At 72.2% G+C, this 25,396-nt stretch carries 19 protein-coding genes; 5 read left to right on the forward strand and 14 right to left on the reverse strand.

The annotated features are described in order from the left end of the window. The first annotated feature begins 236 nt into the window (after positions 1-236). Positions 237-1,799 (forward strand): PucR family transcriptional regulator, encoded by a 1,563-nt coding sequence (locus ACIQVZ_RS20360; RefSeq protein WP_402451731.1) that lies wholly within the window; start codon positions 237-239, stop codon positions 1,797-1,799. A gap of 50 nt (positions 1,800-1,849) precedes the next feature. Here the strand turns inward: ACIQVZ_RS20360 and ACIQVZ_RS20365 are convergent, their stop codons facing one another. Together ACIQVZ_RS20365 and ACIQVZ_RS20370 are read right to left on the reverse strand one after the other, a co-directional pair. Further along, a complete protein-coding gene (locus tag ACIQVZ_RS20365) occupies positions 1,850-2,092 on the reverse strand; it encodes a hypothetical protein (RefSeq protein ID WP_402451733.1) in 243 nt (80 codons plus the stop codon). 57 nt (positions 2,093-2,149) lie between these two features. Continuing rightward, a complete protein-coding gene (locus ACIQVZ_RS20370) occupies positions 2,150-2,773 on the reverse strand; it encodes a TetR/AcrR family transcriptional regulator (protein ID WP_402451735.1) in 624 nt (207 codons plus the stop codon). Between the two features lie 64 nt (positions 2,774-2,837). On the opposite strand from ACIQVZ_RS20370, the gene ACIQVZ_RS20375 reads away from it, so the two are divergent. Next, positions 2,838-3,356 (forward strand): GNAT family N-acetyltransferase, encoded by a 519-nt coding sequence (locus ACIQVZ_RS20375; RefSeq protein WP_350879236.1) that lies wholly within the window; start codon positions 2,838-2,840, stop codon positions 3,354-3,356. A gap of 55 nt (positions 3,357-3,411) precedes the next feature. Here ACIQVZ_RS20375 and ACIQVZ_RS20380 read toward each other — a convergent pair whose 3' ends face one another. The 3 genes from ACIQVZ_RS20380 to ACIQVZ_RS20390 all read right to left on the reverse strand — a co-directional run bounded on the left by ACIQVZ_RS20380 (position 3,412) and on the right by ACIQVZ_RS20390 (position 6,889). Beyond that, complete coding sequence (locus ACIQVZ_RS20380) at positions 3,412-5,136, reverse strand: ABC transporter ATP-binding protein (RefSeq protein WP_402451788.1); 1,725 nt, start codon at positions 5,134-5,136, stop codon at positions 3,412-3,414. 172 nt (positions 5,137-5,308) lie between these two features. Beyond that, positions 5,309-6,541, reverse strand: coding sequence for a cupin domain-containing protein (locus ACIQVZ_RS20385; RefSeq protein WP_402451738.1), 1,233 nt, complete (start codon positions 6,539-6,541; stop codon positions 5,309-5,311). Between the two features lie 192 nt (positions 6,542-6,733). Continuing rightward, positions 6,734-6,889: a hypothetical protein gene (locus ACIQVZ_RS20390; RefSeq protein ID WP_331742852.1), complete on the reverse strand. Its 156-nt coding sequence runs from the start codon at positions 6,887-6,889 to the stop codon at positions 6,734-6,736. Between the two features lie 504 nt (positions 6,890-7,393). On the opposite strand from ACIQVZ_RS20390, the gene ACIQVZ_RS20395 reads away from it, so the two are divergent. After that, the gene (locus tag ACIQVZ_RS20395; protein ID WP_350879233.1) at positions 7,394-7,735 is read left to right on the forward strand and encodes a hypothetical protein; all 342 of its coding nucleotides are present in this window, start codon (positions 7,394-7,396) and stop codon (positions 7,733-7,735) included. Positions 7,736-7,807: 72 nt separating this feature from the next. Here ACIQVZ_RS20395 and ACIQVZ_RS20400 read toward each other — a convergent pair whose 3' ends face one another. From ACIQVZ_RS20400 to ACIQVZ_RS20425, 6 genes are all read right to left on the reverse strand, one after another. Next, complete coding sequence (locus tag ACIQVZ_RS20400) at positions 7,808-8,920, reverse strand: oxygenase MpaB family protein (RefSeq protein WP_350879232.1); 1,113 nt, start codon at positions 8,918-8,920, stop codon at positions 7,808-7,810. 40 nt (positions 8,921-8,960) lie between these two features. After that, the gene (locus tag ACIQVZ_RS20405; protein ID WP_402451741.1) at positions 8,961-9,164 is read right to left on the reverse strand and encodes a hypothetical protein; all 204 of its coding nucleotides are present in this window, start codon (positions 9,162-9,164) and stop codon (positions 8,961-8,963) included. 234 nt (positions 9,165-9,398) lie between these two features. Then, the gene (locus ACIQVZ_RS20410) at positions 9,399-9,854 is read right to left on the reverse strand and encodes a hypothetical protein (RefSeq protein ID WP_402451744.1); all 456 of its coding nucleotides are present in this window, start codon (positions 9,852-9,854) and stop codon (positions 9,399-9,401) included. Positions 9,855-10,005: 151 nt separating this feature from the next. After that, a complete protein-coding gene (locus ACIQVZ_RS20415) occupies positions 10,006-10,458 on the reverse strand; it encodes a hypothetical protein (RefSeq protein WP_402451747.1) in 453 nt (150 codons plus the stop codon). A 508-nt stretch (positions 10,459-10,966) separates the two neighbouring features. After that, complete coding sequence (locus tag ACIQVZ_RS20420) at positions 10,967-12,331, reverse strand: ricin-type beta-trefoil lectin domain protein (protein WP_402451750.1); 1,365 nt, start codon at positions 12,329-12,331, stop codon at positions 10,967-10,969. A 332-nt stretch (positions 12,332-12,663) separates the two neighbouring features. Beyond that, positions 12,664-13,182: a hypothetical protein gene (locus tag ACIQVZ_RS20425; protein WP_402451753.1), complete on the reverse strand. Its 519-nt coding sequence runs from the start codon at positions 13,180-13,182 to the stop codon at positions 12,664-12,666. A 386-nt stretch (positions 13,183-13,568) separates the two neighbouring features. Here ACIQVZ_RS20425 and ACIQVZ_RS20430 point away from each other — a divergent pair, with 386 nt between their 5' ends. Beyond that, a complete protein-coding gene (locus tag ACIQVZ_RS20430) occupies positions 13,569-14,189 on the forward strand; it encodes a hypothetical protein (RefSeq protein ID WP_402451756.1) in 621 nt (206 codons plus the stop codon). 141 nt (positions 14,190-14,330) lie between these two features. Here the strand turns inward: ACIQVZ_RS20430 and ACIQVZ_RS20435 are convergent, their stop codons facing one another. Next, a complete protein-coding gene (locus tag ACIQVZ_RS20435; protein WP_402451758.1) occupies positions 14,331-15,719 on the reverse strand; it encodes a pyridoxal phosphate-dependent decarboxylase family protein in 1,389 nt (462 codons plus the stop codon). A 107-nt stretch (positions 15,720-15,826) separates the two neighbouring features. Between ACIQVZ_RS20435 and ACIQVZ_RS20440 the strand changes: the two genes are divergently transcribed. Further along, positions 15,827-16,459: a hypothetical protein gene (locus tag ACIQVZ_RS20440; RefSeq protein WP_402451760.1), complete on the forward strand. Its 633-nt coding sequence runs from the start codon at positions 15,827-15,829 to the stop codon at positions 16,457-16,459. Between the two features lie 50 nt (positions 16,460-16,509). On the opposite strand, the gene ACIQVZ_RS20445 is transcribed toward ACIQVZ_RS20440, so the two are convergent. Together ACIQVZ_RS20445 and ACIQVZ_RS20450 are read right to left on the reverse strand one after the other, a co-directional pair. Then, positions 16,510-17,781 (reverse strand): WS/DGAT domain-containing protein, encoded by a 1,272-nt coding sequence (locus ACIQVZ_RS20445; RefSeq protein WP_402451762.1) that lies wholly within the window; start codon positions 17,779-17,781, stop codon positions 16,510-16,512. Next, positions 17,778-25,292 (reverse strand): SDR family NAD(P)-dependent oxidoreductase, encoded by a 7,515-nt coding sequence (locus ACIQVZ_RS20450; RefSeq protein WP_402451765.1) that lies wholly within the window; start codon positions 25,290-25,292, stop codon positions 17,778-17,780. The genes ACIQVZ_RS20445 and ACIQVZ_RS20450 overlap by 4 nt, the downstream gene beginning before the upstream one ends. Between the last annotated feature and the right edge of the window lie 104 nt (positions 25,293-25,396).

The raw sequence follows: 25,396 nt of genomic DNA on the forward strand, positions 1-25,396 counted from the left end.
CGGGCCAGGGCTGTGGGTGGGGGAGCAGGCGGGGCGACGGACGGGGCAACGGACGGGGCGGCGGGCGGGACTGGCAGGGCGCACAGGAAAGGCGGGGAACGGGGGGCGAACCGGGGGTGCCCGAAGGGAAACGCCGTGCGCTGAACCTAAACCGCCCCGCCTGGCCTGCAGAAGTATCGGTTTCATCCAATATCGTGGGGTCAGATGTGCAAAACCTCCGACGAAAGGCCGCCGGCGTGCCCGACCCAGCCCCCGCTCCCGCCTCCGGCAGCCCAGCCGTCCCGCTGACCGCCCTGCTCGCCGACCCCGTACTCGGACTGCGCCGGATCGCCGGACCGGCCGACGACCGGCTGATCGGCACCGTCGGCACCACCGAGGTCGAGAACCCCGGCCCCTACCTGCTCGGCGGCGAACTGCTGCTCACCGCCGGTGTCCGCCTCCCGCAGGACGCCGACGGCATCGACGCCTACGTACGCTGCGTCGTCGAAGCGGGCGCCGCCGCACTCGGCTTCGGCGTCGCGCCCGTCTACGACGAGGTGCCGGCCGACCTGGTCGCCGCCTGCGACCGGCACGGCCTGCCCCTGCTGCGGGTGCCCGACGGCACCCCCTTCGTCGCCGTCGGCCGGGCCGCCTACTCGGCGATGGCCGAAGCCGCCCACCGCGGCCTGCGGCAGATCTCCGAAGCCCAGTCCGCACTCGCCTCCGCGGCCGCCCGCCCCGACGCGCTGCGCGCGGTCGTCCAACAGCTCGCCGTGCACCTGGGCGGTTGGACGGCACTGCTGGACGGGCGCGGCGTCGAACTGTTCAGCGCCGGAGCGCGCCCGACCGTGCCGGTCCTGGCCGAACTGCGCGCCCTCGCGGAACGGACCACCGCGCGCGCCACGGGCCGCGCCCAGCCCCCGACCGCCGCCGCCCAGCACCACGCCGGGCGGCACCTGACCGTGCGGACCCTGCCCGGTTCGGACGGTTCCGGCGGCCCCCTCACGCTCGTCACCGCCGCCGAGGAACCGCCGACCGCCGTCCACCGGTCCGTGGCCGGGGTGGCCGTGGTGCTGCTCTCGCTGCTCACCAGCCCGCGGCACGCGCTCGGCACGGACGCCCGCAGCGCGGGAGCCCTGGTGCGGCTCCTGCTCGGCGCCGCACCGGAGGAGGCGGCGGCCGCCCTGCTGCCGCCCGACGGCGCCTGGGTGGTCGTGCACGGCCGGCTGACCGGCCGGGCGGGCGGCGGCGGGGAGGCCGTCCAACTCGCCGCCCTCGGCACCGCCCTCGGCACGCCGCACCTGGACCTGGACGGCACCCGGCTGCGGGCGCTGCTGCCCGGCTCGGCGACACCGGACCGGATCGTGGACACCGAATCCGCCGCCCGGCTCGGCTGGACGCTCGGCGTCAGTGCGCCCGCCCCCACGGCGGAGCTGAGGATCGCCGACGCCCAGGCCGACCGGGCCCTGCGCCACGCGCTGGCCACCGGCGCCGCCGCCGTCCGCCACCGCGAGGCCGTCGGGCCGAGCATCCACACCCTGGTCGCCCCCGAGGACGCCGCCGCCCTCGCCCGCAGCACCTTCGCCCCGCTGACCGCCGCGGGCACCCCCGGGCCGGCCGTGCTCCGGGAGACCCTGCGCACCTGGCTCGCCCTGCACGGCAGCTGGGACCGCACCGCGGCGGCGCTCCAGCTCCACCGCAACACCGTGCGCCAACGCATCGCCCGGGTCGGCGAATTGCTCGCCGTCGACCTCGGCGACGCGGAGGTCCGGATGGAACTCTGGTTCGCCCTGCACTGGCTCCCGCCCGACGCGCACTGACCACGGGCCGGCACCGCCGTCCGGCGGCGAGACGTTCGTGCGGGGCCCGGTCAGCGGCGGGCCAACACCGCGACCTCCCAGCCGACGCCCACCACCAACCGGCCATCCGGCGCCACGGCCACCGTGCGGACCGGCAGCGGGAACACCAGCTCCGGCCCGGCCTGGTCGTCGGTGGTCAGGTCCCAGGTCCGCACGGTGCCGTCGTCGCCGCCGGTGACCGCCAGGGGGCGGCCGTCCAGCACCGCCGTCGCCTGTCCGCGTGAGTGGCGACCAGGCGCCAGGTCCTCAGGCACCGCCGGCACGTGGCGAGCACGCGGCCGCCGGGAGCGGCGCGGCTCGCTCGCCGGGCGTCAGCCGAGGGTGGCGTCGAGGAAGGCGTGCCAGGCGGCGTGGACGCGGGCGGCGTGGTTCCCGCCACCGTCGTCGCCGTCCTCGTTCCCGTTCCCGCTCCCACCCCCGCTCCCGCCGCCGTCGGCGAGGAGGTCCAGCAGCAGGCCGCGGAGAACGGCCAGCACCACGGTGGGATTCGCGCCGGTGCTGTCCAGAGCGCGTTCCAGGGGCGGCAGCCACTCCTCCAGCGAGGCGGTGCCGAAGTCCAGCCAGGGCCCGGAGCCCCCGAAGGCGCGGACGTACCCCTCGAAGAACAGGCGTAGCGCGCCCCGGTGCTCGGGCTTCGTCAGCCACTCCCAGAGCAGTTCGAGGGTCTCGCGGGCGTCGCCGCCCTCGGCCTCGCAGCGCTCCAGCAACGCGAGCTGCTCGGCCCGTCCGACCGCCAGGACCTCCCGGACCAACTGCTCCTTCGACCCGAACAGGTACAGCAGCACCCGCGGGCTGGAGCCGATCTCGGCCGCCAGCGGGCGCAGCGAGAGGTCGGACACGTTGTGCTCGGCGACGTAGCGGACGGTCGCGGCGAGGATCTCCTCGCGGCGCCGCGACGGGCGGGAGCGCGCATCTGCGGGATCGGGGGTGGACACGTGGTCTATCGTTCCACTGAAACGACTGTTTCAGTGGAAGTTTCCTCCTGGAAGGGATGCCACCATGGCCGCCACCGCACCCGGATCCGCGACCGTCCGCGAGGCCGTCCGCCCCGGGGACCTCGGCACCGTCGCCGCCCTGCACGGTGTCCTCTACGCCCAGGAGTACGGCACGGACGAGACCATGGAGGCCTTTGTCGCCGCGGGGATGGCCGAGTTGGTCCTCGCCCGGGCCCGCGAGGGCGGTGCGGCGCCCGGTCGTCTGTGGGTCGCCGAGCTCGACGGCCGGGTGGTCGGCGCCACCGGCCTGGTCCGGGCGGACGAGCGCCCGGGCTGGGGCCAGCTGCGGTGGGTGCTCCTCGACCCGGTCGCCCGGGGGCGGGGCCTGGGCGGCCGGCTGCTGGAGACCGCCCTGGAGGAGGCCCGCGCCCGTGCGTACGAGGGCGTGCTGCTCTGGACCATCGCGGGCCTCGACGCCGCCCACCATCTGTACGCGAAGGCCGGTTTCGAACTCACCGTCTCCCGTCCCGCCCGCAGGTTCGGCCTGGACACGGTCGAGCAGCGGATGGACCTGCGGCTCTGAACGGGCCTCTGGCGTAGGCGACTTCCGCCCTTCCGCCCTTCCGCCCTTCCGCTCCTCAGGGCTTCGGGCCGGGGGATCCGCTCGCCCGACAGAGCTCCGCGTACCGTCCGGCGCGGGCGAGAAGGTCCGCGGGCGTGCCCGACTCGACGACCCGGCCGCCGTCCAGGACGATGATCCGGTCGGCATGCCGGACGGTGGACAGCCGGTGGGCGATCGTGATCGTGGTACGGCCCGCGGAGAGCGCGTCCAGCGCCCGCTGGACCGCCTTCTCGGTGATCGTGTCCAGCGCGCTGGTGGCCTCGTCCAGGACGAGGACCGGCGGATTCCTCAGCATGGTCCGGGCGATCGCCAGGCGCTGTTTCTCGCCGCCGGAGAACCGGTACCCGCGCTCGCCCACGATGGTGTCGTACCCCTGCGGCAGGCTTTCGATCAGTTCATGGATCTGAGCGGCTTCGGCGGCGGCCGCCAGCTCGCCCGCCGTCGCCCCGGGCTTGGCGAACCGTAGGTTGTCGGCCACGGTGGTGTGGAAGAGATGGGTGTCCTGCAGGACGATGCCGACCGTCTCGGCAAGGGTGGCGAAGCTGAGGTCACGGATGTCGACGCCGTCGATGGTGATCCGACCGTCCGTGACGTCGTAGAGGCGCGGGACCAGATGGCCGAGGGTGGTCTTGCCCGCGCCGGTGGCGCCGATGACCGCCAGCTTCTCACCAGCCGGCAGATCGAAGTCCACGCCCTGGAGGACGAGCCCCGAAGCCGGGTAGGAGAAGCTCACCTGCTCGAAGCGGACGTGTCCGTGGCGCCCGGTGAGCGGAACGGGATCCCTGGGCTCCGCGACGTCGACCTCGAGGTCCAGGTACTCGAAGACCCGGTCGAACAGGACCATGGAGCTCTGGATACCGATGCCGGTCTGCAACAGGGTCATGACCGGCCCGAAGAGGCCCTGTTGGAGAGCGGTGAACGCGACGACGGTGCCCACGGATATGGTCGGGCCACCGTGCCCACCGACGATTCCGGCCGTCCAGTAGAACGCTATCGGCATCGCGGCCACGATGATCGAGATGATGGACTGGCGCCATCGTCCGGCCATCGAGGACCGGACGGTCAGATCGGCGAGGTCCCGCGACCGCCCCGCGAACTCCTTGACCAGCGTGTCGGTGCGCCCCATCGTGCGGCCCAGCAGGAAGCCGCTGACCGACAGCGACTCCTCGATCAGGCTGAACATCACGGCCAGCAGGCTCTGTTGCTGCTCGACGATCCCGCGTCGCTCCGCGCCGACCCTGCGGCTGATCCCGACGAAGAACGGGAGCACCCCCAGGGACACGGCCGTCAACTGCCAGTTCAGGGAGAGCATCGCCAGCAACGTGGCCACCACCGTGGTGGCACCGGCGACGATCGTGGCGGCCGCGCCGGTGACCGTCGACTGCATGGCACCGATGTCATTGGCGATCCGGGACTGCACCTCGCCCGTACGGGTCGCCGTGAAGAAGGACAGGGACATCCGCTGCAGATGCGTGTAGACCGCGGTGCGCAGGTCGTCCATCACCCGCTGCCCCAGCGTGACCAACAGGTAGGCCTGGAGCACTCCGGCGGACGTGCTGGCCACCACCAGGGCGAGCATCCCGGCGGCCAGCCCGGTCAGCAGTCCGAGCCGGCCCTGGGGCAGCGCGACGTCGAAGATCTGCCGCAGCAGGAACGGCGGTGCGATCGCGGCCAGTGATCCGGCCGCGACCAGCAGCAGTACGGCGCCGAGCCGGAGCCGGTGCGGCACGAACAGGCCCATGGCCCTGACCAGTGGTGCGTGCCGCCTGTTCTTCCGTTCTTCGGACAAGGGCTCCTCCCTTCTCTCCGTCGGACGCGTCCGCCCGGTGCCCCGGCCCGCGGGCCGGGGCACCGGGCGGATCCGCGTGAGTCGGTCGGCTCGGCACGCACCCGGCCGTCTGCCCGTCCGTCTATCAGGACAGGGTGAGGAATCCTTCGCGGACCAGCGTGCGCACGAGCAGCAGGCAGCCCGGCTGGTCCAGGCCACCGGGGATCGAACTGGCGGTGAACCCCTGACCGTCGCTCTCCGTCACGAACCTGACCTCATCGGCCACGTGGACCGGCAGCTGGACGGTCTTGCTGTGGAACTCGAGCTCGACGACCTCCTCGCCGAGTGCCATGCTCCACCGCAGACCCGGACGACGCCGCACCCGGGTGTCGAGGTCCAGCCGCGGCAGGCTCTCCAGGTCGCCCAGGTGACCGCGGAGCGTCACCGGAGCGAGCGAGGTCGTCTGCTTCACGGCCCTGGCCGTCATCCCCTGGGGCGAGAGCCGGGCGGCGAGCGCATCGATCAGCTCGGCGAAGACGTCCTCGGCCTGCTCCTGGAGGTGCTTGTCGTCGGCGAATCCTAGGGGCATGCTCCTGCGGAACCGCTCGTCCCCCTCGAAGACCTCCCGGACCGCCTCGCTGATCAGCGCGGGTATCAGGACCGGGTGGACACCGAAGGTGAGGTGCATCGACGCGGCGTCGTTGGACGTCGCGGCGTGGACGGTGCCACGGGGCAGGTAGAGGAGGCTGCCCGGCTGGAGGTCGAACTCCTCCTCGACCTCCGGCACTTCGCCGGAGTGGTCGTACCTCTGACCCTCCAACGGCAGCGCGTACGGTGCCCCGTACAGCCGCCAGCGCTTGCTGCCGTACGCCTGCATCACGATCACGTCGTGGCTGTCGTAGTGCGGGTCGAATCCGCGGGCCTGCCCGCCGGGGGTGAGGTACACGTTCACCTGGAACCTGGCGTTGACCTCGGCGCTCAGCATCGCGGTGAAACGCGCCAACGGCTCCCAGCGGCGTTCGAGGGCGTTCAGGATGACGGTCGAACCGGACCGGTACCGCTCGTACAGCGCCTCCAGCCGGCTGGCGGTCATGTTGCGGCCGGGGGCGCCCAGTTCGGACACCGGGGTCTCCTTGCCCTCGCGGATGACCCGGACGTTCCCGAAGTCCGGACCGGACTGGCCCAGCACCCGGTCCACGTCGTCGAGCGTCAGGAGATCCGCGAAGTACTCGGGGTCGTTCCTGGGGATGTGCAGCGGTCGCCGCTCCCAGTACTCGTCGCGGAACGTCGGAAGGGGCACCGGGTGGAGAAGGCGGGAGAGGCCGGAGGAAGGCCGTTCCTCGGACTCGGCCCCCACCTGGTCCGTCAGAGAGGTCATCGAGATCTCGTGTCTCCTCACAGAGGTCGGCCGGCCCCGCTGACGCGGTGACCGGCAGCCATGTCGTCCTTGCCGTTCTTGTGGTCCTTGGCGTTCTTGCCGTTCTTGCCGTTCTTCGGGGAGGGGTCGCGCCGGGAACGCGGCCCCTCCCCGGCCCGTGAGACTTCTCGGACGGGCTCTGCTCAGGCGAGGTCAGTCGGTGTCGTCGATGAAAAAGTCCTTATGACCGGAGTCGTTGTTGTTGTTGTCGTCCGCGGGCCCGAAGCTGATGTCATCGGGCGTGATGGCCGTTTCCACGTCCGGAGCGCGCACGACGACGATGTCGGCCGGGTCGAGGCTGTGTGTCACATGAACTCCCTTCTGAGAGCCGGTGGAAGCTCCAGCGTGGGATCCGCGGTGATTGTCCGTCTACAGGAGGGCGTGAAGGCCCAGGTAAGTGGCGGACAACCCGAGGCGGCCGCGGACAGCGGAGGGTGGAGAGCGGGATCCGAGGTTGTCCGCGCCGATCCCGGCCGGACTCCGGGCAATCCTCCGAGCACGCCGGTTGTCGTCCGCCCGGCTGTGCGCGGCGGAGCATCAGCGCGGTACGGGCGGGTCCGGATGCGGAACCTCTACCGCGAACCCTGTCGGCACACGGCGCTCGTCCGGGGAGCCGTCCTCGCCCCGTGTCGGTGATCACCATCGTGCTGGTCCTGCCCGCCCCTGCGGTGGACGCCCCCCGGCCGCCCTCGGCGGCCGGGACCACCGCCTCCCGCTCGATCCGCTCCAGCGGCAGCGCGTTCAGCGCCCGGCACGCCAGGTCCAGGAACTCGACCACCTGCACTGTGCGGCTCCGCGACGGTGGTCCGCCAGGTGCGCGACAACGTGGCGATGGACACCCGGACGACGGCCACCGTCACCAGCTGCAACGAACTGAGCAGGAACCCGCACTGCGGGGGCCACTGGACGGTCGACGGCCGCACCTACTCGGGGAACCGGCTGGCAGGAACGGTGGCGCTCGGCTCGGCGGTCGAGGTCCGGTACGCGCCTGGGGACCCGACCCGGGCGGTGCCCGCCGACGAGTCGGTCACCCCGGTGTCCATCGCGGGTGGCATCGTGGTCCTCTGCTGCCTGATCGGCCTGGTGCCGACGGGGCTGTGCGAGTGGCGGGCCGGACGCGCGATGCTGACCGAGGCCCGTCAGCCGGCCCTGTGAAGCGACCGCACCACGACCTGCTGGCACGGCGGGGCCGGAACCGATCACCCGGACGGGGGCGCCGTGGCCGAGTCAGGATGGCGAGTCGGTCAGGCCGGTGGGGACCTGCCAATCGCGGCGGCGGCCCTTGTTCGTCAGCAGCAGTCCCTCCTTGAAGACCAGCAGCCCCAACTGGCTCGCCACCTTCGCGGCCAACGGCACCGTGTCGCCCGCCTTGCCGTACCCGAAGTCGGGCAGCGCGGCGAGCTGCAGTCCGAGCTTGGTGAAGTCCGCCGGAGGCACCCCGACGAGGTCGGCGGACTTGTCCCCGATCAGGTGCCGGATCAGGGTCGGTCCCGCTCCCGGCGGCACGGGCAGCACCTCCCGGATGAAGTCCAGCACGCCCTTGGTCAGCACGGTGCCCGCTTCCGACGAGCGCTGCTGCCGACCGAGGATCACGTCGAACAGGGCGGAACCGTCACCGAACTTGACGGCGTTGAGCTGCTCCTGCACACCGAGGACATGGCCGACCACCCGCCAGATGTGGAAGTAGGCGTCCCGGTCCTCCGGCAGCAGCTCGACGCCCAGCTTGGCGAGTCCGTGCGGGATGACCACGGAGAAGCTCATCAACGTGCCGGCCAGGTCCTCCTGGTTGACCGGCACCCCCAGCCTGGCGCTGTCCCAGTCGTCCAGGCGGGAGATGTGATAGCGCATGGTGGCGTGCAGCAGCCGGATCTTCTGTGCGGAACGCAACCCGCGACCGCCGGGCCCCAGGCCGTCGTCGTCGAGGACGTCGACGACGAACTGGGAGGTCTCCATCAGCCGCCGGTACACCCCGGAGGTGAGGCGCTGCGACCGGACCAGCACCTCGGCGCCGTTGCCGCAGGAGTAGTCGAACGGGAGCGAGCCGCACAGCAGGACTGCGGCAATGAGCGGCTGGTAGCGGCCGAGGAGCTGGTGTCCGCGTTCCATCCGCGCCCGATCGGCCCAGGGCGGCAGATCGGCGGACTCCGCGAAGTACTGCTGTAGCGCGGGCGGCAGACCTGCCGGCACGGTGTCGCTGTCGCGCCCGAAGCCGAGCAGCGTCTGCCGTACCTGTTCCTGCTGCCCCAGCCGGTAGGTCTCGGCGATGGCGTCGTCCGCGAGGGGATCGCCGGTGCCGCGCATCCGGTCGAGCAACTCGTCGGTCCAGCCGTTGGCGGTCATGCGGTCCTCCGTTGCAGCCGACAAGGGATGCATATGCCTATCACCCTGTTGCGGGGGCCATCGGCACCTTGACCCGAACGAGCGCGCGTCGGCCCTGCTCTGCTTCCACATCGCCGTCGGGGGCATCCTGGTCGCCGAACGCTACGGCCCGGTGCTGGCCCGGCTCGCCGCCGACCACTGCGGACGCGGTTTCCTGTACCACCTGGACGTCGGCTTCGGCTTCGACGAGACGGTGCGCCAGCACGCCGACCGCCCGCCGGCCGCCGAGTTCTCCCCCGAGCGGATGGTCGGCCCACGGGCCGCACGGGTTTCGGACTGCACGTGCGGGGCTGATCCGCGAGGTCCCGCCTCATCGTCCGATACAGCAGTGCAGCCCCAGGTACGACGACCTGGGGCTTTCCCGCGATCCTCCGTCGCCCCGGCGACGCGGTGCGTGGGGGTCGGCCCGCGCCGGCGAGCCCTGCCGCCCGGCCGCGCTTCAGCCGCAGTGCTCGAAGCTGTAGCCGCCGTCACCGAATCCCGAGAACTCGTTGTACCTCAGCTCCCCGATGAAGTCGATGCAGGCTCCCTTGGCGTACGCGTAGACCGGGCCCGCGTACCGCGTGTAGTTCTGGTCGACGCCGTCCCGGACCCAGCTGCCGTCCCCGGACCGCCGGATGAAGACAGCGATCCGGTTCTGGCCGGTGACTGTCGCGTCGTTCCCGCGGGCGATGGCGCAGTTGTATCCGTTCCCGCTGTTGTAGTAGATGTCGATGAATCCGACCACCACGCCGACGTTGTGACGGTCGTTGATGTCCCAGCTCTTCTTGAAGGCGTACGCGCTCCCGCACTTGTTGACCCGGTCGGTGGCGTGGGCCGCGCCGGCGGAGAGGCCCACGAAGCCTCCGGCGAGGACCGTGGCCGCGAGTACGGCCGCAAGGTGCTTCTTGATCACGGAGAGCTCCTTCGTCGTGTCCTGGTTGCTGAGGGCCGGAACGGCGGGCGACCGTCGCCGTGGGACGGCTCGAACCCGGCTCCGGGGCGTGCCTGGTCGCAGTGGGCGGCCGACCGCCCCCGTCGTCGGCGGTCGGCCGCCCGGCCATGGTTCAGCCGCAGTGCTGGGAGTTGTAGCCGGAGGCCCCTTGGCCCGAGGGCTCGTTGTACTTCAGCCCTCCGACGAAGTCGATGCAGGCGCCCTTGGCGTACGCGTAGACCGGGCCCGCGTACTGGGTGTAGTTACTGCCGGCACCGTCGTCGATCCAGTCGTTCGTTCCGGAGCGTCGGATGGCGATGAAGATCTCGTGGTGATTGGTGACTGTCGCGTCGTTCCCGCGGGCGATGGCGCAGTTGTATCCGTTCGCGCTGTTGTAGTAGATGTCGATGAATCCGACCACGCGTGCGTCGCCGTTGTCCTTGATGCTCCAGCTCTTCTTGAAGGCGTACGCGCTCCCGCACTTGTTGACCCGGTCGGTGGCGTGGGCCGCGCCGGCGGAGAGGACCACGAAGCCTCCGGCGAGGACGGTGGCCGCGAGTACGGCCGCAAGGTGCTTCTTGATCACGGAGAGCTCCTTCGTCGTGTCCTGGCGCGGGCTTCGGCGAGTTGCCCGAAGACCCGGTGGAGTTCCCACAGTGCGAGCACATTTGATTGTCCGTCAAAAAAATTCAGTCGCGGACCAGGTGAACAGCGGACAACCCGGATTGGCCACGGACACGGCAGGGGGCAGGGGGCAGGGGGCAGGGAGCGGGGGCGCCGGACGCCCGCAGGGTCGATTCAAGGGGGAGACCGAGCAGGCGGACGACCTGGCCGGGTTGGTGCGGGAGGTGACCTCCGGGCTCACCGTCCGCGCACCGGTGCCGCTGGCACCCGAGGCCGACCGGCAGCGGATCAACTGGATCACCGTCCTGCCCGACCTGCTGTTCGGCTTCACCGCCGACCACGGTGCCGAACAGCGCGGGCCCGCCCCCGGGGAGACCCGGGGGCGGGCCCGCGCCGCCTCGACACCGTGCCCGACGAGCCGGGCGACGGCCGTGTGCCGGTCTCCCGGCCGCGATCGTCGCGGTGCCGCGTCAGGCGGGCAGCGCCCACTTCTGGTTGGCGCCGCCGGTGCAGTCCCAGATCTGCACCTGGGTGCCCGGAGTGGTGGACCAGCCGGGGTCGTCCAGGCACCGGCCGGACTGCGGGTTGTACAGCGAACCGTCGGGGCGCGGGATCCAGACCTGGGAGCCGGTGTTGTTGCAGGTGTAGAGGTCCACCGCCGTGCCGTTGGCGGTGCCGGCCGCGTACACGTCCAGGCACTTGCCCAGCACGTGCAGCGTGCTGCCGGCCCGGACGACCGTCCACTGCTGGGCGGGCGTCCTGTTGCAGGTGTAGATCTGCACCGGGTTGTAGTCGGCGGTGGAGGCGGCGCGGTCGTCGAGGCAGAGGCCGCCGTAGCCGGTGATCGCCGAACCGCCGCCGCTGCCGCCGCCGGTGGTGGTGTACGCCGCGACGGATCCGACGCTCATCGTCGCCCCGGAGGTGGTGGCGGCGGTCGGGGTGTTGCACCCGCAGACGCCGTTGGGGAAGCCGCCGCCGATGGCCAGGTCGAAGATGACGGACAGCCCGTGGTCGAAGGCCTGCTGCCAGACGGCTGCGCCGACCTGGTTCTCCGTCACGGTGAAGTACGCGGTGCCGTCGAGGTACCAGGTGATCGACTCGGCGGCGGTGTCGGTGCGGTCCAGGACCATCGCGTAGTCGTGGTAGCCGCTCTGGCAGCCCGGGCAGGCGCGCAGACCGCTGCCGATCCCGTTGCCCTCGTTGCACACGCCGCCGGGGGAGGTGCCGCAGTGGACTGTGCCGGCCACCTGCGAGCGGGCGTTGACGTCCTCCATGATGTCGATCTCGCCGTTCTGGGGCCACTGCCCCGGGCCCAGCATCCAGAACGCGGGCCAGTACCCCAGACCGCCGGCGGGGTCGGGCTGCATGATCGAGGCCGTGACCTCCAGCTTGCCGCCGGCCGGCGCGCCGGCGATCGCGCCCGGCGTCCGGATCCGGCCCGAGGTCCAGGCGCCGCCGTTGTTCAGGGCGGTGATGTTCAGGTGGCCGTTGCCGTCGAGGTGGACGTTGGCGGTCGAGTTGGTCATGGTCTCGATCTCACCGGTCCCGAAGTTCGAGCCCGGGCCGGTGTCGTACGTCCAGTTCGCCCCGGAGGGCGGTGAGCCGGCGGGGCCCGAGAAGTCGTCGCTGAACACGGTCGTCCAGCCCGGCGGCGGCCCGGGAACGGCCACCGGGGCAGTCGCTGGGGTCGCCGCGGTGGCCGAGGGTGCGTGGCCGATCAGCGCGACCAGCATGCCCAGGGTGGCCAAGGTGGCCAGGACGGCGAGTCGGCGGCCAAGCCGGGTGAAGAGGCGGACGCGTCGGCCGGTGCGTCGGCGCGCGAGGTCACGGGTCATCTGCGGCTCCCAACGGAAGGGGCGCGGACCGGGCCGGCGAGGTGGGGTCCGGTTCCGCGGGGCGGAGCGGGGGCCGGGCCGGCGGATCCTGCCGGACGGGCCCGGAGTCGTCCCATCGTGTGCTGAGCTGAGCCGCATTCAACTCCTGGGCATGTCAAAGCGTCAAGGGTCTGGACGGCCGCTCCGCGGCGTCAACTCATGAAGCCCCCGCCCCGGCGCCGGAAGGCAGGCGCGCACCACGCCGCAAGGGTGCGCTGTCGGGCGACGGCGCCCCGCCCGCTCACTCGTCGTGGACGGGTGACCTCGGGCGGCTCCACGGCACCCCGGGCAGCTCAGGTGTGGTGCCCGTCGTGCCGCCGTACCCACGCGAGGAGGCCGGGGTTCCGGCCTCCTCGCGCATGTTCGCCGCGGTGCGCCCGGTAGAGGTCGAGGGCGGCTTTCGCGCACTCCTCGCTCACGAGCGGGTCCACGACCACGATGTCCCGGGAGGAACCGGTGGGGTCCTCCAGGAAGCTGATGTTGGACAGGTCCATGCCGCGGACCTGGTAGACGGCGTTCTCGACGACCTCGAACAGGCCGGTGTTCATGTTCAGCAGCGCGTTGCGCCACAGGCTGGGGTTGACGGTGTCCGGCGCCGCCCCGGTCAGGAACGCGTACGGGCCCAGGCGCCAGGCGGGGAAGTCGCTGCCCTCCTTGCCCACGGTGAAGTCCGCGGGCAGTGCCTGGACGAGCCCGCGGGCGGCCAGCGCCGCCTCCGGGTCCTGGTCCGGCGACGGGACGTCGACAGCGGCGTTCAGATCCGCCGTCAGCGACGTCGCCGGCTGGGGCTCGCGAGGAACGGAACCGGTCAAGGTGTTTCCCTTCGTTCTGCCGGGTGTGCCCGGCACGGACTGGGTCCCCCGTGGCTGCGGACCGGACCGGCGACAGAGAGAAATCGAACAACTGCTCTCCGTAGTCGATCCGCGCCTGCAGATCGTGACACCCGGCGGCGGTGGCCACCAGAGTGAAAACCGGCCACGTCGTACCGTCCGGCGGGCGCGGCCGGGGCGGCGGCGCGGGACGGCCGCCCTGCGTGTCGTGGCGATGCGGCGGCCGTGCCTGGACGCGGCGACGATCAACCACGTCCTGGACTTCCTTGAGTACGTTTTCGATCCACCGGGCGGCATTGGCCAAGGTCCGGAGTCGAACGGAGAGCCTGGCCGCCGGGGCTGCCCGGGTACTTGCGAAGATCCTCGGTATGACTCCATCTCCAGCTGACCGCGGCGGTTCCGACGATCCCTTCGCCGAGATCGGCGACCCTGTCCTGGCCGTCGCGGACAAGCGGCGGCGCCTGGTCGCCGTGGCAGGCGCGCACGAGGATGACGAGGCCAAGACGGTAGGGGTCTTCCACGTCACCGACCGTGCCCGCCGCCGATGGCTCCTGAGCTCGCAGTATCCCGTGAACGCGATGGCCTTCCACCCGAACCTCCCCCTGCTCGCGGTGGGATCCGGAGAGTACGACGGCGGCTACGCGTTCGAAGGGGAGCTCCTGCTCGTCCACCTGGAGACCGGCACCGTGCTGTCGCTCATCGAGCACCATCTCGGCCGCCAGGTCCTCGCACTGGAGTGGCTGAACCATCAGGACCTTCGCGCCCTGATGGCACCACCCGACGACTACAAGGACGGCAAGGCCCACGTGGAAGGGCACCTCGCCATGGTGCGCCGAGCCGACTGGACCGCGGTCGGCGCCGAATCGCTCACCGGCCGCGACCTGGCCGGGCCACGGGTGGCGGCGCCCCGCCCGGACCACCGCGAGGCCGCCCGGCAGGCCGTCGCCCGACTGTCGTCGCCGCCGACGGGCCGACACCGCACCGGCTGAGTACCGGCGAGCCGGGCGCGGCAGGGCTTGATCCGATGAGGAGCGGCGCCGTGCTGCTGACTCCGCGCAGGTCACGGGCGATCTCGAACAGCGGTGGCCGCCTCGGCTCGTGTCCCGCCGGTGGCGTCACGGGACGGGCGATCAGCCGGTGTGGCGGGCCGTGGTGGCGAGTCGCTCGACAAGGGAGTGCAGCTGGTCCAGGTGGAGCTCCGACTCGGGCTTCATCAGAACACTGCGCAGGATGCGCGTGTGGCCGAGGTCGGTGACGGCTCCGGGCCAACGGGCGGCGAAGGAGTGGGCGTCGATCCGGGCGGTGCTGAGATAGACGGGATCGGCGCGGTCGGACATGCCCCGGCGCATCACCGTCCGGCTCGCGGCCTCGACCTCGCTGAGGAGCAGCGGATCGGTCCGGGGGAAGTAGGTGACGATGTCGAGATCCGGCGGTTGGTAGAGATCCAGGACCGAGGACTGCTCGATCAGTGCCGCCCACCGCAGCGCTGCCCGCCGTCCGGCCGCGAGGACCTGTCCGAGCCCACCAGAGGTGAGGGGGAGGAGTTTCTGGGTCAGCCAGAGTGCCGCTGCGGCGGCGCCGGAGCGGGAGCACTCCAGACTGATCTCGCCCAGGTGCGGCCGGTCGGTGGCGTAGGAGGCGTAGGAGGCGCAGGGGGAGTCGTGGCGGTAGAAGCGTCCGACGCCCGGGTCGCCGAACAGCACCGCGCCGCAGCCGTACGGCTGGAGGCCGTGTTTGTGCGGGTCGACCACGACGGAGTCGCAGTGCGCGATGGCGCGCCAGGGCCGGGGGTCGGGCAGCAGGTCGGCGTCCTCCTGGTCGAGCAGTACGTGGAATCCGCCGTACGCGGCGTCCACATGGACCCGCACGCCGCGCGCGCGGGCTGCGGCGAGGATGGTGTGGACGGGGTCGACCGCCCCGAGACCGGTGGTGCCGACGGTGGCGACGACCGTGCCCACGGTGCCCCGGGCGAGTTGCCGTTCCAGCGCCTCGGGGTCCATCCGGCCCAGGCTGTCCACCTCGATCGGGTACCCGCGCATTCCGAGCAGATGACACATGCGGGCGTGTGTGTAGTGGCCCTCGCGGCTGTAGGCGATGCCCTTGCCCGGATGTGTCTCCCGGGCCACGAACAGCGCCTCCAGGTTCGCCACGGTGCTGCCGCCGGTGAGGTGGCCCAGGTGGCTCGGCATACCGAACATCGAGGCGATGGCCGCCACCGCCTCCTCCTCCAGTGCGGAGGTCGCCGACCCGCCGTCCAGCGCGCGGTTGTTCGGGTTGATGAGCATCGCCGCCACGTAGCCGGCCACGGCGGCCGGGTGCGGGGGTTTGAGCATCTGCCCGGCGTAGCGGGGGTGGAAGAACGGGTAGCTGCTCGAAAGCCTCCGTACGAGCTCGCCGAAGCCGTCGGCCATCTCGTGGTCGGTGACCGATGCCGACGCGTGCGGCGAGAAGCCGTCGTGGTCGGCCGCCCACGCGCCGATCTCGTCCACCGCTCGGCCGAGCCAGTACCTCAGGTCCATGTTCCGTTCCGCCTCTCGGCGCAGTCACCGGATCGCCGGACTCCGCTTCCAGCATGATGCTGGGGAAAGCCGCTCGCATGCGGCATCCCCACCCCAGGAGACACCTCATGGAGCATCAGCCCGCTCCTGCCCGGCGTTGGCGCCGGACAGCCCTCCCCTTGCTCCTCACCGCCGTCGCCGTCGCAGGCGCCGTCGTCCAGCAGGCCGTACCGTCGAACGCGTCCGCCGCGGCACCCGCCCGCCACCGGGACACCCCTACGAGCAGACTCATCTGCAGCGGGCACGGCACCCTGACCACCGACAAGCCGATCACGAACACCACCACGACGATCAACGGGACCGGAACCGGCACCATCGACAAGTGCTTCCCCAAGAACGGCGGTCCCACGAACCTGGTGTCGGGCACCATCGTCGGCATCGGGACCGGCACCGGCAGCTGCAACGCAGTCGGCAGCTACACCGGAACCGCCACCATCGTCTGGTACGACGGGCCGAACCGGACCGGCACCGTCGTCGGCACGTCCCGCATCACCACGAACGGGACGCAGGGCGTCGAAGGAGATCCCGTCGACCACGAAGTCGTGACCGAGCCCGACGCCACGGCGTCGCTCGACAGCAGCGTGTTCCCCGGGGCCGCCGTCACCGGCTCCGGCTTCCCCACCAGCGACATCAGCAACTGCGCCGCCGGTCTGAGCAGCGTGTCCGGCACGTTCACGCTTCGCTTCAACGAACTGCTCTGACCCCGGCCCTGCCACCAGGGCGCCATGCGCGCCCCGGCATCCTCCACCGCTCATCGGACGCCGCGCCCGGCGGCGTCCGACTCCAGCCCGCGCAGTTCGTCGCGCCAGCCGGCCAGCAGGGCCTCCGCGGGCAGCCCGGGAAGTGCGACGACTCCCAGCGAGGCCGAACCGGCGTACTCGGCCAGGCACACGGCGAGGCGGTGCCCGGCCGGCAGGAACATCAGCGGGCGCACGGCCTCGACCGTGCGCCCGGCGAGACGGAACCGCTGCGCCGAGCTGGGGACGTACGAGGCGATGAGGGTGACGCGCCGGGGACTCAGCTGCCGGCCGGTCATACGGCCCTGCCAGGCGGTGGGAAGCGCGCCGAGCAGCGCGCCCGTGTCGGGGGCCTGCTGCTCCCTCCTGATGCGACGTGTCTGCTCCATCACCGCCTCCAGGCGCGAGCGGGCCGTGGGGAGATGGCAGGGCAGGGTGACGACGCGTCCGTAGAGGTGGTTGCCGAGTTCGTCCGTGTCCGCCGCGGAGCGAGTGCTGATGGGGACGAGTGCCCGTACCGGCCGGTCGTCCTGCCGCCACGGAGCCAGCGCCCCGGCCAGGGCCGCCAGGTACACGTCGTTGGGGCTCGCGGCGTGCGCGTGCGCGATCGCGGTCAGTCGGCCCAGTGACACCGAGGTCCACCGGTGCCGGGGTACGGCGCCCGGTGCCGTGACGGAGACGGCGGGCTGGGCCGCGCCCGGGCGCGGGGCGAGTACCGCCGCCGCCTCGCGCGTCACGGCCCGCACCCGGCCCGCCGTCCAGCCGACCGGATCCGCGCCGTTCGGGCGGTTTCGAGCACGCACGGGGTATCCGGAAGGCCCGCCCTGGAAGGAGGACCCGCGCTGGAAGGAAGACCCGCTCTGGAAGAGCGCGACGAGGGACATACCGTCGGCCAGTCCGTGGTGGGCCAGCATCAGGACCGCGAATTCACCGTCCTGGTGCCCGTGGAACAGCCGGACCCGCCAGGTGAGGTCGCCCAGCGGCCGCGCGCAGGCGTTCTCGACCGCGGGTACGAGGGCGCTCTCGCCGGTCGGATCGAGGCGGGCGAGCGTCAGATGGTCCTCCAGGGAGGGATCGGGCAGCAGCGCGTGGCCGGGCGGCCGGGCGTGCGAGCGCAGCCGTGGATGGCGTGCGCAGGCGGTCTCCAGGAGCAGGAGCAGCTCGCCGCGGGTGGGAACCGGCCCGCGCACCATGGCCAGGGCCCCGATCGCGGTGTTCGACCGGTTTCTGGACTCGTACTCGAACCACCGGAGTCCGGGGTCCTTCTCGTACCCTGCCGTGTTCACGCCGGGCTCCGTTCGGTCCGGTCGGCCGGCGGAGCCTCGGCCTCCTGGTGGAACGCGGGGGCGGGGATCTGCAGGCCGAGCCGCAACTGCACGATCTGGGCGATCTCCGCGATCGTTCCGCTGCTCCGCAGCAGCTCCGTGCCCGGGATCTCGATGCCGTAGTTCTGGTTCAGGGAGACGAGGAGCTGGGTTCCCATGAGGGAGTCCAGGCCGTAGGCGTCGAGCCTGACATGGGGGTCGATCTTCTCGGGGTCGGAGTGCAGGACCTCGGCGATGAGCTCGGTGAGCTGCGCGGTCAGGAACGAGCCGACCTCCTCGGCGCTCATCGTGGCGATGGTCCGTAGGAGTTCCGCGAGGGCGTCGTAGTTCTTCGCGTCCGTCGGGACGAGGTGCCGCATCCGGGGTGCACCGAGCAGGGGCAGGAGGCCGGCCAGGCGGCCCCAGTTGGAGCGCGAGAGGGCGAGTGCCGCTGGGGCCGTGTGCCGGTCGGCGAGGGCGGGTGCGGCCAGCTCGAACGCCGCGTCCGGTTCGATCGGCTCGGCGCCGAGCTCGGTCAGGCCGTCGAGCAGCTGGTTGCGGGCGGCGTAGCCGGTGCCGGCGATCGGGCCCCAGGCGACGGCGGAGGCCTGCTCCCCCCGTTGGCGCCGACAGCGGGCGAGGCTTTCGAGGTAGAGGTTCGCGGCCACGTAGGCCGACTGCTTGGGAGGGCCGAACACGGTCGAGGCCGAGGAGTAGAGCAGGAACAGGTCCAGGTCCCGCCCGCGGGCCAGGCGGTCCAGCGTGTCCGCACCGCCCATCTTCGCCCTCAGGACGGCGGTGAACCGGTCCGGGGTGAGGTCGGTGAACATGACGTCGTCGAGCTGCATGGCGCAGTGCACGATCCCGCGCAGCGGGTGTTCACCGGCGTCGATCTCCTCGACGACCGCTCGCATCGCGTCGCGGTCGCAGACGTCCGCGGCGCGGGCGGTGGCGTGCACGCCGCGTTCGGACAGTTCCTGGAGGAGAGCGGCAGCCTCCGGCGCGGCCTCGCCCCGGCGGCTGACGAGGACGAGCCGACGGGCACCGAGATCGGCCAGCCACCGGGTGGTGGCGGCACCGAAGCCGCTGGTGCCGCCGGTGACCAGGTAGGTACCGCGCGGATCGAGGCGGAGGGGGGCGGGAAGGGGCTCGACCGCCATGGGCTCGTCCTGGGGGTCGAAGCCGACCACCACCTTGCCGATGTGGCGGGAGTGCTGCATGTACCGGAAGGCGTCACCCACCCGGGCCGCGGGGAAGACCGTGTGCGGCAGGGGGTGGAACCCGGGGTGCGCGACGAGTTCGCCGACGTCGTGGATCAGGGGTCCCGCCAGGCGTGGCTCGGGGAGGACGGTGGCGAGGTCGAGTCCGTGGAAGGTGATGTTCCGGTTGAACGGGCGCAGCGGAAGCGCGTTGCCCTCGTACATGTCGCGTTTGCCCAGCTCGACGAACCGGCCGCCCGCTCGGAGGACTTCGAGCCCGCGGGTGAGGGCCTCGCCGGAGAGCGAGTTGAGCACGACGTCCACGCCTTGGCCGTCCGTGATCCGCCTGATCTGGAACGTGAAGTCCAGGGACCGGGAGTCCAGGACGTGGGTGACTCCCAGGCTGCGCAGGAAGTCCCGTTTGATCTCGCTACCGGCGGTCGCGATGACGTTCGCGCCGTGGGCGTGGGCGTACTGGATGGCGGCGAGCCCGACGCCTCCGGCGGCTCCGTGGACGAGGACGGTCTCACCGGGCTGGAGTCCGGCCAGTCGCCGCAGGCCGTAGTGCACGGTGCAGAAGGCCACCGGGACGGTGGCGGCCTCGGCGAAGGTGAGCTCGTCGGGAATCGGCCACAGGGCCTCGGCCCGGGTGAGCGTGTGCGTGGCGAGGGAGACGGGCGAGACTCCGGCCACCCGGTCGCCGGGTGCGAGGGCGGTCACCTCTGATCCGCAGGCGACGACGACGCCCGAGCACTCCAGGCCGACGCCGGCCCGCCCCGCCGTTCCGTCGAGCGTGTCGAACGGCAGGTATCCGAGTGTCTGCACGATGTCGCGGTAGTTCAGCGCGGCGGCCCTCACCTCCACGACGACCTCGTCCGGGCCCGGCACCGGCATTTCCGTCTGTTGCCAGGCGAGTTGGTAGTCGAGACCGGGATTGCGCACCCGCAGCACGGCCGGGGCCGACGATCCGCCGGGGACGGGCGTCGCGGTGAACGCAATCTCGCGGGGGACGAAGCGTCCGGCGGGGGTCAGGACGACCTCGTCCTCGCCGTCTTCGAGCAGGAGTTCCCGGGCGAGGCGCAGACCGTCCTCGGCGCTGTCGTGGCCGCGCTGGAACGCGATGCGGCGGCCGTGGACCTGGGGGTGTTCGTTCGCCAGGCAACGGGCGGTGCCCCAGGCGGCGGCGTCCTCCGGGTTGGTGGTCTCACCGGGGGCGGGGGTGGCTCCACTGACGCGGGTGACCAGGCAGAATCGCGTCTCGCTGCCTCGTGGCAGGGCCTGGAGGGTGGTGAAGAGCGCCCGCAGCACCTGCGCGGTTCGTCCGGCGCGGTCGACGAGGTCCGAAGGACTGGACGGTACGGCGCCGTTGAGGGAGAGGACGATGCACGGTGGAGCGCTGCTGATCGCGCGGTCCGCGAGGACCTCCGCCCAGGCCCGGGCGTCGGTGCCGTCCCGCACGACCCGGACCGTGGCTTCCGAGGACCGCGCCAGCCAGTGCGCGGTGGCGCCGATGAGAGCGTCGGGTTCGTCGGTGTCGGTCGCGAGGACGAAGTCTCCGCGGGCGTCGGCAGGGATCTGTGGCGTTCGGTCCGCGTTCCCCGGGGCCGGGGCCGCGGTGAGGAAGACGGAGTGGTCGCCGAGTGCCGGTTCGGTGTCGTCGCCGGTGAACGTCGGAGCGCGGTAGCCGCATTGCGCGAGCAGCGTGGTCCACTGCTCGCGGGAGAGCAGGGGAGAGACGGGTCGCAGACCGGTGTCCGTTCGGTGGTGGAGGCTCTGCGACGTGCCGAAGATCGGGGCGGTCAGCTCGGCCCGGTGGGCTTCCACGCCCAGCAGTTGCCCGCCCGGGGCCAGCAGGGTCGAGACGTGGCCCAGGGCCGTGGCCAGGTTCTCCGCGGTGTGCAGGGCGCCGGCGGCGACCACCAGGTCGAAGCTGTGGGGGGTGTAGCCCTGTTGCTCCGGGTCCAGGTTCAGGTCGAGTGCCCGGTATTCGACGAAGTCGTGGCGGGCGAATCGTTCCTGGGCCCGGTCCAGGAACGCGGGCGAGACGTCGGTGAAGGTGTAGCGGGTGCGTTCGGGCGGGAGCACCGGAAGGAGCGCGGCGGTGGCACCGCCTGTTCCGGCGCCGACTTCCAGGATCCGCAGGGGGCGGTCGAGGGGCCAGTGCCGCAGCATCTGCTCCACCAGGCTGCGGGCGATCCGGTGGTGGAAGCGGCAGACGGGTGAGGTGTCATGGAACCGTTCGAGCAGTCGGGTGCTCGGCTCGGCCGTCAACAGTCCCGAGGGGTCCTGCTCGCCGCGGAGCACGGAGAGCAGGTGCCTGCCCTGGTGGGCGCTGAGCGCGATGTCACTGATGTACGCGGGAACGGTCGCGACCATCTCGCGGATCGTCTCGTCGGCCTCGGGGATGTCCTCGGCGAGCTGCCACCGGGTCTCGCCGGTGCGGGTGAGCGTGCCGTGCCGTTCCATGACGGGCGCGAGGAGGGTGACGAGCGGCCTGAAGCCCTCCAGCAGGCCTGCCGCGCACAGGTCGTCCACCGTGAACGGCCGGGACGGGTCGGGCAACAGCTCGGCGAGTGCGGTCGCGGTCGAGCGCGCCACGAACCGGCTGCCCAGCTCCGTGAACCGGTCGTACCGCAACTTCCGCCAGGCGGTGCGGTGTTCGGCGATCTGCGGGCCGGCGTCCGCGACGAGTGAGGCCGGCGACGGCAGCGGCGACGGGCGACAGGGCTCGTCGGGATGCGGTGCCGCACGCAGGACGGTACGGGAGAGCGAGACAGGAGTGCGGCGGGCCACGGGGAACCGGCGCAGACGGCAACCGCCGAGCTCGGCGGTGACGGTGCCGTCGTCGGCGGTGACGGTGACGTCCCAGCACACTTCGCCGTCGGTGCGGCTCACCTCGCGCAGGTGGTGGAACCCGGTCGGGGTGGGGGCTTCCCAGACCCGGACCGAGGCGATGGAGGCCGGCAGGTAGACGTGACCGTCCCGGACCAGGTCGAGGAGCAGCGCTCCACCGGCCTGGAGCGCGCCGTCGAGCAGGGCGGGATGGGCTGTGTAGGGGCCGTCGGGCGCGTTCTGCCGGTAGGCGGCCAGTACGGCGCCCGGTGCCGTCCGGATCTCTCGCAGGACCTGGAAGGCGGGCCCGTAGGTGAGGCCGATGGTCCGGCAGGTTCGGTAGAACTCCTCGGTCTCGACGCAGACGGCGCCGAATTCCTCGGTCAGAGCCGCGATGTCGAGGGACGCGGGACGGGGGAGCAGCAGGCTCCGCACCGTGGCGCGGGCGTGCGGACGGGGCGTGCGGGCGTGCTCGTCGGTGCTGGTGACGGTGAGCGTGCCGAGTTCAGGGGTGAGCGAGACCTGGGTGCGGACCGCGCAGGCGTCCTCCCAGGGGACGACCAGGGCGCTGCTGATGTCGAGGTCGAGCACTTCGACGGGGCCGGGATGCACGGCACGACCCGCCGCCAGGGCCATCTCCGTATAAGCGGTGGCGGGCATCACGACGGAGCCGCCGACACGGTGGTCGCCGAGCCACGGTACGAGCGCGGGCTCGACGGGTCCCTCCCAGACGGGCACCGGAGCGCGCAGTCGTTCGCCCAGCAGCGGGTGTTGGAGCAGGCCGTCGCCGCTGGAACGGATCCAGTCCTGCGGGGTGCCGTTCCAGTGGCGTTCGCGCTGCCACGGGTACGCGGGCAGGTCGGTGACGTTGCCCGGCACGGGGAAGTAGCGCTTCCAGTCGAGGTCGGAGCCCGCGGCGACAGCCGCCGCGACGGTGGCGGCCACGGCCGGCGGACCGTCGCCCGCGCGGTGCAGGGTCGGGACGACGACGGTGCTCAGGTCGGGGCGGTCGGCGGCGATGCGGCGCAGGTAGGTGCGCAGGACGGGATGCGGTCCGATCTCCAGCAGCAGTCCCGCTCCGTCGTCGATCGCCCGCTGCACGGCGGCGTCGAGCCGCACCGGGCGGCGTACGTTGCGCCACCAGTAGTCGGCGTCCAGGTCGGTCCCGCTGATCCGGTGGCCGGTGACGGTGGAGTAGAGGGGGACGGTGACCGGCCCCGGAGCGAGACCGGTCAGCGCGTCGGCCAGAGGCCGGCGCAGGTCGTCCATCGCGGCGCTGTGGAAGGCGTAGTCGAGCCCGAGGTCGCGGTAGAACACGCCGCGGCCCTCCAGGCGCTCGCGCAGTTCGGCCAGGGATTCGGCGGGCCCGGCCACCGTCACGTCCTGTGGGCTGTTGACACCCGCGATCTCCAGCGCCCCGCCGAAGCGGGCGAGTTCGTCGGCCGCCCGCTCGGTCGGCAGGCCGAGCGCCGCCATCCGCCCCCGACCGGCCGTGGCGCCCTGCGCCCGGCTGCGCGCCGCGAGGACGCGGGCGGCCTGGGGGAGCGTGAGGGCGCCGCAGACGTACGCCGCCGCGACCTCCCCGACGCTGTGTCCGACCACCATCGACGGCTCGATGCCGTGCTCGCGCAGCACCGCGGCCAGGGCCACCTGGAGGGCGAAGAGAAGCGGCTGGGCGACCTCGGTCCGTTCGAGCCGCCAGTGCGCGGGATCGGCCGCCATCGCCTCGGCCACGGACCAGCCGAGCCAAGGGGACAACGCGGTGTCCACCTCCGCCAGCGCGTGCCGGAAGCCGGTGTGACCGGCCAGGAGGTCCGCTCCCATCCCGGCCCACTGTGAACCGTTGCCGGAGAAGACGAACGCGATCCGCCCTCCGGTCGCGGCCTTGGCGATGGCGCCGCGACCACGCTCCCCGCAGGAGAGCGTGCCGAACTCCACAGCGGCCTCGTGCGCGCTGTGGGCGAGGACGGCGGCCCGGTACTCGTGGTGGCCCCGGCGCAGGCAGGAGGTGTGCGCGAGGTCGTAGAAGTCCTCGGGGGCGGTGTCGGCGAGGTGCACCGCCATCCTCGCGGTGGCTTCGCTCAGGGCCCGCTCCGAGCGGGCGGAGACCAGGACCGGCAGTCCCCCGGGTGGCCGGCCGCTCGGCGCGGAGCGCGTCGACGGCGGCGGACTGGTCAGGATGGCGTGGGCGTTCGAGCCGCCGAAGCCGAAGGAGTTGACCCCGACGACCGGACGTTCGACCTGCCGTAGCGGGAGGTTGCGGGTGACGAGTCTCAGGCCGAGCCCGGCGAAGTCGATGTCCGGATGCGGCGGATCGGCGTGCAGCGAGGCCGGCGCCGTCCGGTGTCTGAGCGCGAGTACGGCCTTGAGGAGACCGGCGATGCCGGAGGCGGGTTCCAGGTGGCCGAAGTTGGTCTTCACCGAGCCGATCGGCAGGCTGCCCGTGATCCGGCGGATGCCCAGGGCCCGGCCGATCGCCAGGGCTTCCAGGGGGTCGCCGACGGGCGTCCCGGTGCCGTGCGCCTCGAAGTACACCAACTGGTCGGGGTGGACCTTGGCTTGGGCATAGGCCTGGCGCAGCAGGTCCTCCTGCGCCCGGGGATTGGGCAGGGACAGCCCCACCGTCCGCCCGTCGCTGTTGGTGGCGGTGCCGAGGATCACCGCGTGCACGCGGTCGCCGTCGGCCAGCGCGTCGGTGAGCCGCTTCAACAGGACCACACCGCCGCCCTCGGCGCGCACGAAGCCGTCGGCGTTCGCGGAGAACGACGCGCATCTGCCGCGGGCGGAGAGCATCGACGCCTGGGAGAACCCGACGTAGGTGAACGGGCTCAGCAGCACGTTGACGCCGCCGCACACCGCGATGCCGCTGGTCCCCTCCCGCAAGGTGCGGCAGGCCCGGTCCAGAGCCACCAGGGAAGAGGAGCAGGCGGTGTCGACGGCCATGCTGGGCCCGTGCAGGTCGAAGGCGTGCGACACCCGGTTCGCCGCGATCGACGAGGCCACGCCGCCCATGGTGTAAGGGCCGACCGTCAGGAGGGAGGCCAGTTGGAGGGCGCCGTAGGAGACGTCGGAGATGCCGACGTACACGGCGGTGTCCGAACCCGCCAGCCGCGCCGGGTCGATGGCCGCGTCGTCCACGGCCTCGGCGGTGAGCTCCAGCAGCAGCCGGTGCTGCGGATCCATGTGCGCGGCCTCCTTCGGGGAGATCCCGAAGTAGTCGGCGTCGAATCCCGCGATGTCGTCGAGGAAACCGCCCGCGGCGGTGTAGCTCTTTCCCCGACGGGGCATCGAGGAATCGACGAAGCGGTGCGCCTCGAACCGGTCCGCCGGCACCTCGCCCACCAGGTCACGGCCCCGCTCCAACGCTTCCCACAGCGAACTGAGGCTGTCGACGCCGCCCGGCAGGCGCACGGCCGCTCCGACGACGGCGACGGCCTCTTCCTCGGTGTCGGCTCGGTTCATGGCTCCGGCCCTTCCTGGCGTACCGACGAGCCGGGTGGGAGCCGGTCCGTTCCACTGTCTCGGGGGAACGAACGCTAGCCATGCCGGTCCTGCCCGGGGCGCTC

It is taken from the genome of Kitasatospora sp. NPDC098663, from assembly GCF_044760075.1.
Classification (GTDB): Bacteria; Actinomycetota; Actinomycetes; order Streptomycetales; family Streptomycetaceae; genus Kitasatospora.

Coding starts and splice junctions, on each gene's coding strand:
- ACIQVZ_RS20375 (WP_350879236.1), top strand. CDS start 2,838: ATGGCCGCCACCGCACCCGGATCCGCGACCGTCCGCGAGGCCGTCCGC.
- ACIQVZ_RS20380 (WP_402451788.1), bottom strand. CDS start 5,136: ATGGGCCTGTTCGTGCCGCACCGGCTCCGGCTCGGCGCCGTACTGCTG.
- ACIQVZ_RS20385 (WP_402451738.1), bottom strand. CDS start 6,541: ATGACCTCTCTGACGGACCAGGTGGGGGCCGAGTCCGAGGAACGGCCT.
- ACIQVZ_RS20400 (WP_350879232.1), bottom strand. CDS start 8,920: ATGACCGCCAACGGCTGGACCGACGAGTTGCTCGACCGGATGCGCGGC.
- ACIQVZ_RS20420 (WP_402451750.1), bottom strand. CDS start 12,331: ATGACCCGTGACCTCGCGCGCCGACGCACCGGCCGACGCGTCCGCCTC.
- ACIQVZ_RS20430 (WP_402451756.1), top strand. CDS start 13,569: ATGACTCCATCTCCAGCTGACCGCGGCGGTTCCGACGATCCCTTCGCC.
- ACIQVZ_RS20435 (WP_402451758.1), bottom strand. CDS start 15,719: ATGGACCTGAGGTACTGGCTCGGCCGAGCGGTGGACGAGATCGGCGCG.
- ACIQVZ_RS20440 (WP_402451760.1), top strand. CDS start 15,827: ATGGAGCATCAGCCCGCTCCTGCCCGGCGTTGGCGCCGGACAGCCCTC.
- ACIQVZ_RS20450 (WP_402451765.1), bottom strand. CDS start 25,292: ATGAACCGAGCCGACACCGAGGAAGAGGCCGTCGCCGTCGTCGGAGCG.